The organism is Yoonia maritima, from assembly GCF_043641945.1.
Taxonomy (GTDB): domain Bacteria; phylum Pseudomonadota; class Alphaproteobacteria; order Rhodobacterales; family Rhodobacteraceae; genus Yoonia; species Yoonia maritima_B.
In genome coordinates, this window is sequence record NZ_JBHZRX010000003.1 from 1 (window position 1) to 13,296 (window position 13,296).

Annotated in this window: 10 protein-coding genes and 1 tRNA gene; 3 read left to right on the plus strand and 8 right to left on the minus strand. The window is 55.3% G+C overall.

From position 1 onward, the window contains the following. The first annotated feature begins 84 nt into the window (after positions 1-84). Positions 85-606 (plus strand): hypothetical protein, encoded by a 522-nt coding sequence (locus ACHUEV_RS06630; RefSeq protein ID WP_394178279.1) that lies wholly within the window; start codon positions 85-87, stop codon positions 604-606. 275 nt (positions 607-881) lie between these two features. Here ACHUEV_RS06630 and ACHUEV_RS06635 read toward each other — a convergent pair whose 3' ends face one another. From ACHUEV_RS06635 to ACHUEV_RS06650, 4 genes are all read right to left on the minus strand, one after another. Continuing rightward, a complete protein-coding gene (locus ACHUEV_RS06635; protein ID WP_394178280.1) occupies positions 882-2,291 on the minus strand; it encodes an RtcB family protein in 1,410 nt (469 codons plus the stop codon). 41 nt (positions 2,292-2,332) lie between these two features. After that, positions 2,333-2,890 carry an RNA 2'-phosphotransferase gene (locus tag ACHUEV_RS06640; protein ID WP_394178281.1) on the minus strand — a complete coding sequence of 186 codons (558 nt, stop codon included), beginning with the start codon at positions 2,888-2,890 and terminating at the stop codon, positions 2,333-2,335. Between the two features lie 254 nt (positions 2,891-3,144). After that, positions 3,145-3,220, minus strand: a tRNA-Gln gene (locus ACHUEV_RS06645). A 976-nt stretch (positions 3,221-4,196) separates the two neighbouring features. Further along, positions 4,197-5,753: a vWA domain-containing protein gene (locus ACHUEV_RS06650; RefSeq protein WP_394178282.1), complete on the minus strand. Its 1,557-nt coding sequence runs from the start codon at positions 5,751-5,753 to the stop codon at positions 4,197-4,199. Positions 5,754-5,928: 175 nt separating this feature from the next. Here ACHUEV_RS06650 and rtcR point away from each other — a divergent pair, with 175 nt between their 5' ends. After that, positions 5,929-7,503, plus strand: coding sequence for an RNA repair transcriptional activator RtcR (rtcR, locus tag ACHUEV_RS06655; RefSeq protein WP_394178283.1), 1,575 nt, complete (start codon positions 5,929-5,931; stop codon positions 7,501-7,503). Positions 7,504-7,802: 299 nt separating this feature from the next. Further along, entirely contained in the window at positions 7,803-8,036 is a 234-nt protein-coding gene (locus ACHUEV_RS06660; protein WP_394178284.1) for a hypothetical protein, read from the plus strand. 728 nt (positions 8,037-8,764) lie between these two features. Here ACHUEV_RS06660 and arsB read toward each other — a convergent pair. From arsB to ACHUEV_RS06680, 4 genes are read right to left on the minus strand one after another with little or no spacing between them, the layout of a single operon-like run. Beyond that, positions 8,765-9,823 (minus strand): ACR3 family arsenite efflux transporter, encoded by a 1,059-nt coding sequence (gene arsB / locus ACHUEV_RS06665; RefSeq protein ID WP_394178285.1) that lies wholly within the window; start codon positions 9,821-9,823, stop codon positions 8,765-8,767. Continuing rightward, on the minus strand, positions 9,820-11,097 hold the full coding sequence (arsJ, locus tag ACHUEV_RS06670; protein WP_394178286.1) for an organoarsenical effux MFS transporter ArsJ: 1,278 nt from the start codon (positions 11,095-11,097) through the stop codon (positions 9,820-9,822). Before arsJ ends, arsB begins: the two co-directional genes overlap by 4 nt. Continuing rightward, complete coding sequence (locus ACHUEV_RS06675) at positions 11,094-12,092, minus strand: ArsJ-associated glyceraldehyde-3-phosphate dehydrogenase (protein ID WP_394178287.1); 999 nt, start codon at positions 12,090-12,092, stop codon at positions 11,094-11,096. The genes arsJ and ACHUEV_RS06675 overlap by 4 nt, the downstream gene beginning before the upstream one ends. Beyond that, positions 12,089-12,937 (minus strand): arsenate reductase/protein-tyrosine-phosphatase family protein, encoded by an 849-nt coding sequence (locus ACHUEV_RS06680; RefSeq protein ID WP_394178288.1) that lies wholly within the window; start codon positions 12,935-12,937, stop codon positions 12,089-12,091. The genes ACHUEV_RS06675 and ACHUEV_RS06680 overlap by 4 nt, the downstream gene beginning before the upstream one ends. Positions 12,938-13,296 lie beyond the last annotated feature (359 nt).

The following is a 13,296-nucleotide window of genomic DNA, read 5'->3' on the forward strand; positions in this document are numbered from 1 at the left end:
TAGATTGGGTGCCGCACCACCGCAAAGGCTGCTTTGGAACCACTTTCCCTGCTGCGGCAGTTTGCATGAAAGTCGGCTATATCCATGCTTGATCAGGCGCACCCTAATGCGGTCGCGGAAGTAGTATCCTTGGAGGCACTGGCGCAATTGCAGCAACTTGCCGATATCGGGCAGGCCGAGATTTTTCATGATGTATTGTACCACGGAACGGCAAACATGAAGGATGCGGTAGCTACTCGCATCGCCCCTCGAATTGTAGACTTCCTTTCGGCTGAGCAGGCCGGTGCGAGGAACGCTCTAGAGTATGCAATCCGTATCATTGAGGAGGAAGGCGGGGCAGTATTTCGTCAGCAGGCAAAGGATGCGCTAGAAGAAACACTTAGGGACGGAAGCCTTTCGACGGGCTTCGCGCTGTCGCTTCTCGCAATAATCGACGCAGAGGCAGGTTGCCGACAACTTTTGCTGAAAACCGAAGATCTGGGTAGTGCCGAAAGCCGTCAAGGCGCGATTGATGTATTCGCATCGGTCTTTGGTGACCGTCACTCTGGACGTGTGCCTGACTTGGTGGGAGAACAGCAATGTGTGATGACGACAGGAAAAACCTAGCAAAGCTAATCACCCAGGTTTCTGAGAACCTTGGAGGCGAGGCAATGTTATTCGACGGAAGTGATGTGGCCCGCAGCGACACGCCCAAGAAAGAAACAGCTAAGTCGTAAAAACAATGGAGCGCCCCAGATCTTTGGGGCGCTCTGATTTCATTTTCCGCAAATATTATAGCAACTTATTGTCGTGCTATGCTTCATTTTGATGAAAACGTGGATCAGCCCATTCATGCTCAGACCTCAATCGATTGCCAACCTTCGGACTATCAAGGCGCCGCATTAGCGGCGCCCTTTCTTTTTCTTGTTCATCCAGAACGGCGGTACGTCACCTGCCATCATGCACCCGTAGGGATCGATGTAGTCGACGATTTCGGCCAGATCGAATTTATTGATCTGCCGCACAACGTTGGACGCGTTCTTGTAGGATGACGGCAGTTCCGATGCGTCGATACCGCCCGCTGGGAAGCGAATATCGAGACCCTTCGTTTCTGCCGCAAGCGCTTGTTCTGGTGTGACTTCACCCATCCGACGCTTGTGTTCAGAGCGCGAAAAATTGCGCCCTGCCCCATGTGGAGAAAACCCCAAGGCATGGTCAGCATCCTTGCCACGGACAACAAGCACGGGTTCAGACATGTTCAACGGTATCAACGTCAGCCCAGTGGCGTCAGTTGCATAACCATCCCACGCAGGAGTCGCCCCCTTGCCGTGGTAAAACAGATCACCCCGCTTGAAGACGAAGTTATGTTCGTTCCAGAACCGCTCGCCCGGTTGTGCGCCAGAGCCTTCGACTGTCGCCTGATGAAGGGCATTATGGTTCGCCTTGGTCCATTTGCGGATCAACTGCAACGCTGCCCAGTATTCCTGGCCGTCTTCCGTATCTGCCGGAATCCACGCGTTTTGCTTCATCGTCTTAGGCGACAGTTTACGGCGGTATTTCTCGGCCACTTCCAAGCCCAGCTTGTACAATATCGCCCCCGGACCACGAGACCCGTGGTGGGTAACAATCGCCGTTCGACCAGTGTTGCGCGAACGCCCAACAAACAAAAAGTGGTTCCCGTCACCTTGCGTTCCAAGGTGTTCAACGGCCATGCGGAGGATCTTGGGGTTATTCAAGAACCGGTTCGCCCGGAATTCATCCGTCAGCTTTTGCGACAGGGTAAAGCGCTTGCCATTCTGACGCCCACCAGGGCCGAAATGTGTGACCTTTTCTGCCGCATCCAAGACGGCCTTTGGATCAATTTCACCCAAATCCGTCATCATGACAGAGCAACAAATATCGGCCGAATGCATGCCAGGATGGATTGCGTTTTTAGCCGCAACAACACCACCCACTGGGATCGTTCCCAAGGGGCCAGCCGGACAGGCATCTGGCATTACCGCCGCCGCCGTAACCGTTGGCGTGCGTATCACAGCCATCATCGTTTCGCGCACCATCTCAAGGTTCTTTACTTCGTCCGCGTCATCAGACGCTTCGATGTTGAAATGGAACGGCACGTCCCCCGCCTTTTGTAGCGGTATCGTTGGCGGAGCAGGCGGTGGCTTCATACCGTCTAGCTTGGTTTGGATTTGCCCAATGTCGTATCCCGCCGCAGCAGCTGCCTGCGCGATTTCAAGCACCCGACCAAATTCTGGTCCGGGGATATGCCCCCACTCTTTAAGGTGCTCACCTGTGATTTCAACGTTCGTCATTTTCTTCTCAATTCATATTTTTGGCCGTGGGGCCGATAAGTCTATTCTGGTGGTCGAATAAATGTTGGGGGAACGTGATCCGTAAGCCAGACCCCATTGTCTGCTTGGTAAAACGCGTTCCCATTTGCATACATTCCGGCACTGTCGACCAGCAGCACAATCGGATCTCCATGTCGTGATCCGACCGTCCTTGCGGTGTCTTTATCCCGCGACAGATGAACATGCTGGCGACCATTTGGGACAAGCCCGTTACGCATTATGCTGACCACACTCTGCGTCGCAGTCCCGTGGTACAGGATTTCAGGCGGTTCACGCGATGGAACACCCAAGTCAACGCCGAGTGAATGCCCCTGAGCCGCACGAATGCGCGCGCCGTCAGCAGTCAGCGTAAACCGGCTTTTGTCGCTGGTTACGACAATAAGTTCGAGCTGCTCTTTACTGACTGGCAGCCCGTTAGCGTCAAGCGCGGTCAGCAACAGCTCTGTGTCGATCCATCCATTTGCGTCAAGTCTAAGACCCAGCATTTCAGGCGTATGTCGCAAAACCTGCGCCAAAAGGCGGCTTACTTTTTGCAGGTGTTTCTTTTCTTTATTCGTCATCGTTCCAATTCTCAAATCAATCCACGTCTGGAACAAGGTGTTTGCAGGATGAATTTCCGCCACCAGATCTCTCTGGGCTGGACTTGGACCAGCACGGCCCGAAGGCCACCCTTGCGGGCGCGTCTACCTGTAATCCTGCAGGCATTTCCGAACATGGGCCCGGAGGACAAGATTACGTGAGATAGATGCGTTGCCGCGACCGTTTTTAGACGATGTATTCCCACGGGCATTCCCCCGGATGTCTTCTCTCTATTTGGCTGGAAGGGCAGGATTCGAACCTGCAACCTACGGTACCAAAAACCGGTGCTCTACCAATTGAGCTACCTTCCAATACAAGCTCGACTGATAGGGATCGCCCCCCTGACCACCACGGTCCGCGTGGGGCACTCTAACCAGCCTACGCCAAGCTCTGCGTTGCTGTTCCCGGCGACAAGGAAAGGGTGAAACGTTACGCGCTCTCTCCATCTGAGCTATCCCGCCATGGTAGCAGGAGTGGGATTCGAACCCACGACCTCGACATTATGAATGTAGTTCCACCCAGCATTCGCCAGGGTATTCGGATCCGACAACAAGGGGGCGGTGAAACGTTAAAACTGCTCTACCAACTGAGCTACTTGGGAATGGACCCCCAAGGCGAGGTTCGAACCCGCGACCAATTGTAGTTCCACCAGCATTTGCCGGATATGCGTTGAATGCAGACACACGCAGTACGAGGTCCAGCCCATGCCAAAGAGCACCCGCAAGAGTGAGGGAGTCGAACCCTCAAGTTCCTCTGATTGTGCCTCCGCGTGTGTCAGCATTCAACGCAAAGTGTTTTGTCTTGGCGACAAGAGTAAAGAAACAGTCTCGGGGTCCCGCCCCCGTTCCAAACGGAACGGTTTGCCGTATGGGCGCACGCAAGGAGGGGAATTGAACCCGCTCGGATGATCCCGCATTTGGTGCGATGTAGTTCCTTTGGCATTCGCCAAGATAATTTCTAGGCCTTGGCAACAAGGATGGGATGAAACAGTCACATGCGCGTCATTTGCAAGCAAACCGCCTTCACGTCCCTCATGTAGTTCCATCAGCATTTGCCAAGGTATTTATCTATCGGTCCCGGCAACAAGGCGGGGTGAAACGATAATGAGCTACATCATTTGCATGATGGCGAGATTTGAACCCGCCCCTCCGGCATGTCAGCCGACGCTCTAACCTGTAGTTCCACCAGCATTCGCCGGGTTTTGTTCCTTTCAGTTCATTGTCATCAGTGGCGCACTCACGCCGGAATTATCTGGTTGGGTCAGGCTTATCCGCCTGCCCCACTATTTTAGACCTCAACAGCCTTGATCTGGCCGACCCAGTGGTCTGTGCCCATCTCGCCGCTCGCAAAAGCTGCAATTTGGTCAAAGACCGAGTCTGAGAACCCACCGATGTTCAGCACATCGTCGCGTTCGTTCGCCTGTGTCGTCCCGTATGGGGCGATGTCGATGCAGACCAATTTGGCCTTTGGGTTTTTGCGTTTCAGCTTTTCCCAAGCGCGCATCATCACCGTTCCGTTGTTTCCATACGCCGCATGCGCCCAAGACTGGTTGTCCGACACCATGATCACCAGATCAGGGGCACGCCCCTTGACCAGCAACCAATCAAGCGGTGCCGCACAGTTGGTCCCGCCGCCCCACTCATCCGCCAAACGGTTTGCGTTTGTTAGGATCGTATCGCGTGGTTCCATCCGCACTTCACGGACCCGCACTTCGAACGGCAACACGGTCGCCGATGGGTTTTGCCGCAAGATTGCAGCCGACACGAGGCCTGCTACATCCACAAAACGCGTCGCTGTGGTGGCGCCTTTACGGTAACCAGTCACAGCGCCAGACATCGACCCAGATACATCCGGGCAAACGACAACCTGACCACGCAAGCGTGGTACGTTGCGCACCGATAGTTCCATCGCGTCATGCAATGCATCACGGATTTCGATCGGCATGTCCGCTGACAGCGCTTTGTAGGCCGTCATCAGCTGGTACGGGAACACCCGCGCCTTTGCGATCCGGTCGGGATCACGCAGGACTGCCGCCACATGCTGACGCATCTTCGGCATCGCAAGCACCCCATGACGCAAAAACGTGTTCAGGTTCATACGGGTCATCTGCCATGATGCATTCTCGGCGATCTTTGCCCACTGTTTCGTAGACAAATCTAGCTGGGTCAGCATCTGGAACGGCACATCGGGAACAACCCCTTTGCCCGTATCTTTGAACCGCAGGAAATCCTGCACATTTTGCGGCAGCAAGGCCACGTCACACGGTTTCCCAATGATCCACGCAAACAGCGCTTCACGTGCCTTTGACGCAGGCTTTGGGTGCACCATCTTGATCACATCCCCGAACGACGGGTCATTTCCAACATTAGCCTGCAAGATCGCCCGGTCGGACGCATCATTCAGCCAGTTGGCAACCATCCGCTTTGGCGCAGATCCAAGCGATTTACGCCCCGTTTGCCCAGACCGCATGATCTGCACAAACGTCCGCAGCATTTTACCGTTGTCCACAACACGCCCAAAGACACGTTGAAACAAGATCGGGTCACGCCCAGCCAAGACCGCCAACAGCACAGCTGGCATGTCCTTCATATGCCCGTGTTTACGGATATAGACGGCTGTTTGCGCCAGAAATGACGGATCAACCTTGTTCGCCAATTCCAGCGTGCGGGTTAGTTCCTGCAACGGGTCTTGGTAATATGTTGCACCAAAGGTCCCAGTCATCGCGACTTGGGCCAGGGCATGTGCATCTGAATATCGGTAGGCCGGTGCGTTCGCTGCATTGGTTGCATCCGCAGCAGGAAGCAACCGACCCTTGATTGATGCAAACACGGATTTGTTTGCCATTTCATTCGTCCTTCACTTGTTTAGTGGGGACGTTTTGGCTGATATCTCGACCATTACGAAATAAAATCGAAACCAACATAAGTAATTGATAATAAATATTTTTTATATTCTAGGCAAAAATATCTCGCCCATCCACAATCCATATGTATAGTATTTTATAAATTTGGATATACGCATGAAGAAAAACGTTGTTATTGGCTTTCTCGGTACTAATCTTGACGCAGGCAAGCGGCGGCGATGGCGGCCCTCTGTTCAGATCGCCCAGCATTCGGACTTTCCGATTGCTCGGTTAGAGCTTCTCCACGGGCGGCGCTGGTCTGGCCTTGCTCAAAAGATCAAAGCTGAAGTCGAAGGCAACAATCCGCAAACAGAAGTATTGCTGCAAGAACTTGAAGTACGCGACCCATGGGATTTCGAAGAAGTATACGGCGCAATGTATGACTTTGCCCGCGACTACGGCTTTGATTATGAACGTGAAGACTACCATGTCCACCTGACCACCGGGACACATGTCGCACAGATTTGCTGGTTCCTGCTTACCGAAGCACGCCATATTCCAGCCAAGCTGGTGCAAACCGGACCACCGCGTGGCGAACTTGAAGGACCTGGCACACTTCAGGTCGTTGACCTCGACTTATCGAAATACAACGCCCTGCAGCAACGGTTCGACTTAGTCACCAAAGAATACAATACTTTGCTGAAGGGCGGGATCGACACTCGAAACGCTGCCTTTAACACCATGATCGACAGGATGGAGGTGGTGACTTCAAACTCCGACGCGCCTTTGCTGCTGATGGGGCCAACGGGCACTGGCAAATCGGATCTGGCTGCACGGCTCTACGAACTCAAGCTACAACGCCGCCGGATCAAGGGACGACTGGTGCATGTCAACTGCTCGACTCTCAAAGGTGAACGCGCGATGTCTACGCTGTTCGGCCATCGGCGTCATGCAATCCCCGGCGCAGGGGCAGACAGATCAGGCTTACTGCGCGAAGCAGACGGCGGCGTATTGTTCCTAGATGAAATCGACGAGCTAGGCCTAGACGAACAAGCAATGATCCTGCACGCGATCGAAACTGGCAAATACTTCCCGCTCGGTTCTGACTACGAAGTGACCAGCCGCTTTCACCTGATCGCTGGTGCAAGCCGGGATTTGGCTGAAATGGTCGCGGCAGGGCGCTTCCGAGCAGACCTATTTGCACGCCTTAACCTCTGGACGTTCACCCTACCCGCACTCCGGGATCGCCCCGAAGACATCCCGCCCAACATTGCCTTTGAAATGGACCGCGTCGAAAAACTGCTGGGCAACCGGATTACATTTAACGCCGACGCCCTGACTGCGTATCAGAAATTTGCGACTGACCCATCCACCTTGTGGGCGGGCAACTTTCGCGATCTTAGCGCATCCGTGCAACGTATGTGCACGTTAGCACCGCAAGGGCGGATTACCCTTTCGATGGTACACACCGAAATAGAGACAATCACCGCGATTTGGCACAACGCCAGCCGGGATCCTGACATGCAGCTGCTCAGATCACTTCTCGGATCAAAGGCGAATGACATCGACGAATTCGATCGGGTGCAACTCGCCGCGGTAATCCGCGCATGCCAGCAAAGCGCTAGCCTAAGCGCCGCTGGACGGCGGCTTTTTGCAGCCTCTCGTGCGACCAAAACCAGCCGTAATGATGCTGACCGACTGCGTAAATACCTTGATCGCTTTGGGTTGGAATGGGCCACCTGTAGAGAGTAATTGCTACGCGCCAATCGATCCCAGGCTGCAACAACTCTAAAGCCGTTGCCAAAACGCAAGATCTAACAGACTTGGGAAATTTAGGTTTGCTGGAATCAACAGTTGCCCTTAGGTGAGCCGAACTCGACGGTCTCTAAGACCCAAATCGTACCTCAAGCCAAGAAAGGGCACCACATGACTATTCATCGCAACGCCCTTCAGGGGCAGATCACAGCTTAAGCCAGCAACTGGCCTGACATGATCTAATACGCTGACCAGATGGTCGGCATATCTAAATTTCGATTATCGGGTACTAGTCTATGGGCAATTCTGTCGTGGATGGTGGCACGCCTGCTGTTTCCAGCGGTGCCACCGTCAAAAAATTCTATACATCTGCGGCCTGGATCGAGGGCCGCGCAGAACAACAACTTGATCATGTTGCAGGTTGGGCGGGCGTGCGCCGCGTTGAGGCCTTTCCTGATCTACACCCCGGAAAATACGGCCCATGGGCTGCGCTGTGCTGGCCGACCGTATCTAGGGCCGATAGTGACTGATTGACTGCCTGAGACGTAATCTTCTAGGTCTATCGCCTCGGGACCAAAGGAAAACCTTCGAGTCGCAAAAGGCAAAGCTAGTGCGTCGCAGTTCTAGAATTCTCTTTAAAATCAGACGGTCGTCCTCATAAGAAAGGTAAAACTATGTGTCGCCCCACACACATTGTGAAACGGCACATAGTTCTGCCCTTTGCGACAGACCCTTTCCTTTTTCGATACATAGCTTTGATGAGTTGAGATGCTTTCTGTCATTGTTTCGCTTTCAAAACTGGTTTTGAACAAGGCGTTTCAGCGCGCCTGCCTATAAAACTTGCTCCCGGCGAGGGTTGCATCAATTCGTTCTGGCACGAAATCTTCGATGCCGAAGCTGACCGGATTGAGATTGCCATACAAGGAGAGCATGCGCGGAATTCGCCTTTGAGCGAATGATCAGCTTTCGCGAATTGTGCTTTGAAGCGCGAATTTTCCCAACGAGAGCTTGTAGGAGGTCTCGAATTCAGGGCATCGAAGGCAACCATCCGACGCCGCCATATCAACCTCAACGCTACGCTGGCTGCGCGAGAGGCCGATGTTATCAATGCGATAGGCGAAGTTCTTTCCGGAGTGATCGCCAGTTGGGTCCCTAGTCAGCGCGTCTGGAAGCATCCTTCCGTAGCAGTCTCTATGGGTAGTAATAAACATATACCTCCGTGGCGCATCAGTCGGTTCTGTTTCCATCGCCGCCTAGCTTAGGTGCCTGGCCGATTTGCCGAAGGCATCTCAGCCATTGTTTCGGACACTGGTGCGAACCGTTCCCGTGTGCGATTTGCGAAGGCCACAAGCGAGAGCATCACAGGCACTTCGACAAGGACCCCGACGACGGTCGCGAGAGCCGCTCCGGAATTCAGCCCAAACAAGCTGATGGCGACGGCGACGGCCAGTTCGAAGAAGTTCGACGTGCCGATCAAGGCGCAAGGGGCCGCGATCCGGTGCGGCACCTTCAGCGCATAGGCAGCGCCGTAGGCCAGCGCAAAAATTCCGTAGGATTGCAGCAGGATCGGCACCGCGATCAGGGCAATGACCTGCGGTCGGTCGAGGATCACCTGCCCCTGCAAACCGAACAGGATCACCACGGTCGCGATCAGGCCGATCACCGACCAGGGCTTGACCCGCGCCTGAAAGGCGTCGATCCGCGCCTCGCTGCCCAGCTTTTTGCGGGTCAGGAACCCGGCAAGAAAGGGCAGCACAACAAAGAGAACCACAGACAGAACCAGCGTTTCCCACGGCACCACAATATCCGTGACACCCAGCAGGAAGGCGACAATCGGCGCAAAGGCAAAGACCATCACTACATCGTTCACCGATACCTGCAAAAGCGTATAGCTCTCGTCACCGCGGGTGAGCTGCGACCAGACAAACACCATCGCCGTGCAAGGTGCCGCGCCCAGCAGAATGAGCCCAGCGAGGTATTGTTGCGCGTCTTCGGGTGCGATCAGCTTGGCAAAGACAACCTCAAAAAACAGAACACCGAGGGCCGCCATCGTAAAGGGCTTGATCAGCCAATTGACGATCAGCGTGATCGCCAGCCCTTTTGGTTGCTTGACCACGTCGCGTAGGCTCGATGGATCGACGCCCACCATCATCGGATAGACCATTGCCCAGATCAGGATAGCTACGACGAGGTTCACGCTGGCCACTTCAGCAGCCGCAATGGCATTCACAAGGCCGGGCGCAGCGCTGCCAAGGGCGATCCCCGCGACCATGGCCAGTGCGATCCAAAGCGACAGATAACGTTCAAATGTACTCATGCAACAACACTCTCTTTTTGTTCACTGGTCAGGCGACCCGATACAAGTGCGGCAGCGGCAACCATGCCAGTCGCCGTCCCCAGCATAAGGCTCAGTCCGCCAACTTGATAGGTCACTCCCGATAGGACCGTGCCCGCCAATCGCCCGCCTGCGTTGGCCATGTAGTAAAACCCCACATCCATTGTGACACGGTCAGCCTTTGTGAAGGCCAGAATCAGATAGGAATGCAGCACTGAATTCACCGCAAACAGTACCCCGAATGCGAGCAGACCGACCACAAGTAACATGGTGAGCCATGTCTGCGGTCCTGAGGCGGCCAATGCGGCAACGGTCAGCAAGGCGGGAACAACTGTCAGACCCCATGCCCAGCCACGTGCGGCACCGATCAAGTCAGTCTCAGTCCGACTGCTGGCCCGCAGCAATCGCGGTGCGGCGGCTTGCACGGCCCCGTAGAGAATGACCCAAAGCGCCATGAATGTGCCGATCAGGAAGAACGCCGCGCGATTGCCCTCTGTCGTGCCGTCGGACAAGACGGCGTAGAAATAGATCGGAATGCCCACGACGAACCACACATCCCGCGCGCCGAACAGAAACACCCGCGCCAGCGACAGCCAGTTCACATTCGCCGATTTTGAAAAGACCTCCGAGAATTTTGCGCTCTTGCGCCCTTTCGGCAAACCCGCGGGCATCAGGATCAGCACCGCCACGAGGATGACGAAGAGAACAGCCGCCATGCCCAGCACGGCCGCCTGGAACCCAAGCGTTGCAAGGAGCGCGGCCCCGAGAAGAAACCCAAGACCTTTTACCGCGTTCTTCGAGCCTGTCAGGAGCGCCACCCACCGGAACAATCCGTCCCCTTCTTTGGGTGCCAGAATCTTGACTGCGGATTTAGAGGACATCTTGGCCAGATCCTTGGCCACGCCGCTTGCCCCTTGTACCACCATTACGAAGGCCACCGAGGCCCCGATCGCCCAGGTCGGGTCCAGTTGCGTCAGCGCCAGAAGAGCCAGCACCTGAATGCCCAGTCCCGCATAGAGGGTTGAGGTCAGTCCAAAGCGGGCTGCGATCCAGCCAGCGGTGAGATTTGTGATCATGCCGGCGATCTCATAGAGCACGAAGAGATAAGCCAGTTGCACAGGGCTAAACCCGAGCGTGTGGAAATGCAGCAGCACCAGCATCCTAAGCGCCCCGTCGGTAAGCATGAATGCCCAATAGGCCGCCGTGACGGCGATATAGGCTGACAGCCCCTCGGGGCGCGTCGCAGTATTGGTCACAGGCTGTCTCCGACCATTAACGCCACATCGACAAGGCGATGGGCATAGCCCATTTCGTTGTCATACCAAGCGTAGATTTTCACCTGCGTGCCATTTATGACCATCGTGGACGGTGCATCGACGATGCTGGAACGTTCGTCATTGGTGTAATCGGTCGAGACCAACGGGCGTTCCTCGTAGCCCAGAATGCCGCTCAACGGCCCTTCGGAGGCAGCGTTAAACAAGGCATTGACCTCTGCGGCCGTCGTCTCGCGCTCAACCTCAAAGACGCAATCGGTCAGCGATGCGTTCAGGAGCGGAACGCGGACCGCGTGGCCGTTCAGACGGCCCGTCAGTTCCGGGTAAATCAGCGTGATCGCCGTCGCACTACCCGTCGTTGTTGGAATCAGTGAGTTCAGCGCCGAGCGGGCACGGCGCAGGTCCTTGGCGGGCCGGTCCACGATGGTCTGGGTGTTCGTCACATCGTGAATCGTGGTGATCGAGCCGTGCTTGATGCCCAGATTTTCATGGATCACCTTTACCACCGGGGCGAGGCAGTTGGTTGTACAACTCGCGGCAGTCACGATGCGGTGCGCCGACGGGTCGTAGATATCGTGGTTCACACCATAGACGATGTTCGCCGCATCGCCATCTTTCACGGGGGCCGAGACGACAACCTTCTTCACGCCTGCCTCAAAATATGGTGCGAGCTTGGTTTCCGTCTTGAAGACGCCCGTGCAGTCGATCACCACATCCACACCTTCCAGCGGCAGGTCTGCAATGTCGCGCGTACCAATAAAAGGGATGCGGGTGCCATCAACGCTCACACTCTCCGCATCATGGGCGAAGTCCGCGTTCCAGCGTCCATGCACCGTGTCGAACTCCAGCAAATGCGCGTGCATCTCAGGATCGCCGACAGCATCGTTGATCCAGGCGATCTGCGCACCGCGTGCGAGCAATGGCTTCAGGGCAAGTTTGCCAATACGGCCAAGGCCATTCAGGGCATAGACAGTCATGTGGCGGGTCCTTCTTTTTGTGATTGGCCCAGATCATCGACAGCTTTTTGCAGGGACATACGGTCCAGCGATGCCATGGGCAGATTGGTGAAACCGGTCATTCGATTGCGCAACGCACCGTAGGCCTGATGGAAAGCAAGGTTCTTTTCCGCGTCAGAACCTTCGACCTTTACCGGATCGGGCAACCCCCAATGGGCAGTGACGGGCTGACCCTGCCATGACGGGCATTCCTCGTTTGCCGCCTGATTGCAGACGGTGAATACGAAGTCGAACTTCGGTGCACCGCTCCCCTGAAACTCGGAGATGTTTTTCGACCGAAGCACCGATACGTCGTGGCCCTTCTGTTCCAGCACTTGGAGCGAGAAAGGGTTCAACTCCGAGCGGGGTTTGGTGCCTGCCGAATAGGCCACAAACCGATCCCCCGCCATGTCGCGTAGGATGGATTCAGCAAAGATCGACCGGGCAGAATTTCCGGTGCAGATGAACAGGACGTTAAACTTGCGGGCGCTCATGGCAGTCTCTCCAAGAGGGGTTGGGTAAAGGTCGGGCGAACAGATTTCTGGGCGGCCCCGGCAGCAGTCGATGATGAGATAGTCAATGGTCTCGCGGGCCGCCTCCATGTGAATGGCGTAGCGCAGGGATGTCCCGACGCGCTCTTGCGTCAACAAACCGGCGTGCATCAGCGCGTTTACATAGGTGGACAGCGTATTGGGTTTCAGCCCCAGCGCCTGCGCCAGCTCGGTCGCCGGAACGCGGTCGGGGTAGCGGCGCATCAGCAGCCGGAACACAGCCAGCCGTTGCGGGTGGCCTAGGATCGAGAGGCGGTTGGGAATCAATATTTCCATAGTTCATGAATATATGAATTATTGACAGGTGCAAAGTGAAGCTTTTGTAAAAATAGCCCAGAGCATCTATTTTTGGCGGCTCAAGCGGCGCGTTTACTTCAGACCAGGACTACGCGCAGCAGGACTTGCCTTCTTGGATCGGCGGGCAAGGCATTCGAAGGGCGTCTGGCTTGCCCCCCTGAGCTAAATGATAAATATGACGCGGTTCAGCCGCGTCTCAATAGATGTATGAAAGCATCTGAAGACTGACATTGGTGCAGAGTGCAGCGAATGACCGGATTGACCCTAAACTCCCGGATTGCTGGATTGCAGCTAAAGTCCGCTTTCGAGAAGTGGCAGTTTTGTGAACAGCAAACCGG

What these genes read in the sequence shown, in the direction of transcription:
- ACHUEV_RS06630 (WP_394178279.1), top strand. Translation starts at nt 85, where the DNA reads ATGCTTGATCAGGCGCACCCTAATGCGGTCGCGGAAGTAGTATCCTTG.
- ACHUEV_RS06635 (WP_394178280.1), bottom strand. Translation starts at nt 2,291, where the DNA reads ATGACGAACGTTGAAATCACAGGTGAGCACCTTAAAGAGTGGGGGCAT.
- ACHUEV_RS06640 (WP_394178281.1), bottom strand. Translation starts at nt 2,890, where the DNA reads ATGACGAATAAAGAAAAGAAACACCTGCAAAAAGTAAGCCGCCTTTTG.
- ACHUEV_RS06650 (WP_394178282.1), bottom strand. Translation starts at nt 5,753, where the DNA reads ATGGCAAACAAATCCGTGTTTGCATCAATCAAGGGTCGGTTGCTTCCT.
- rtcR (WP_394178283.1), top strand. Translation starts at nt 5,929, where the DNA reads ATGAAGAAAAACGTTGTTATTGGCTTTCTCGGTACTAATCTTGACGCA.
- ACHUEV_RS06660 (WP_394178284.1), top strand. Translation starts at nt 7,803, where the DNA reads ATGGGCAATTCTGTCGTGGATGGTGGCACGCCTGCTGTTTCCAGCGGT.
- arsB (WP_394178285.1), bottom strand. Translation starts at nt 9,823, where the DNA reads ATGAGTACATTTGAACGTTATCTGTCGCTTTGGATCGCACTGGCCATG.
- ACHUEV_RS06675 (WP_394178287.1), bottom strand. Translation starts at nt 12,092, where the DNA reads ATGACTGTCTATGCCCTGAATGGCCTTGGCCGTATTGGCAAACTTGCC.
- ACHUEV_RS06680 (WP_394178288.1), bottom strand. Translation starts at nt 12,937, where the DNA reads ATGGAAATATTGATTCCCAACCGCCTCTCGATCCTAGGCCACCCGCAA.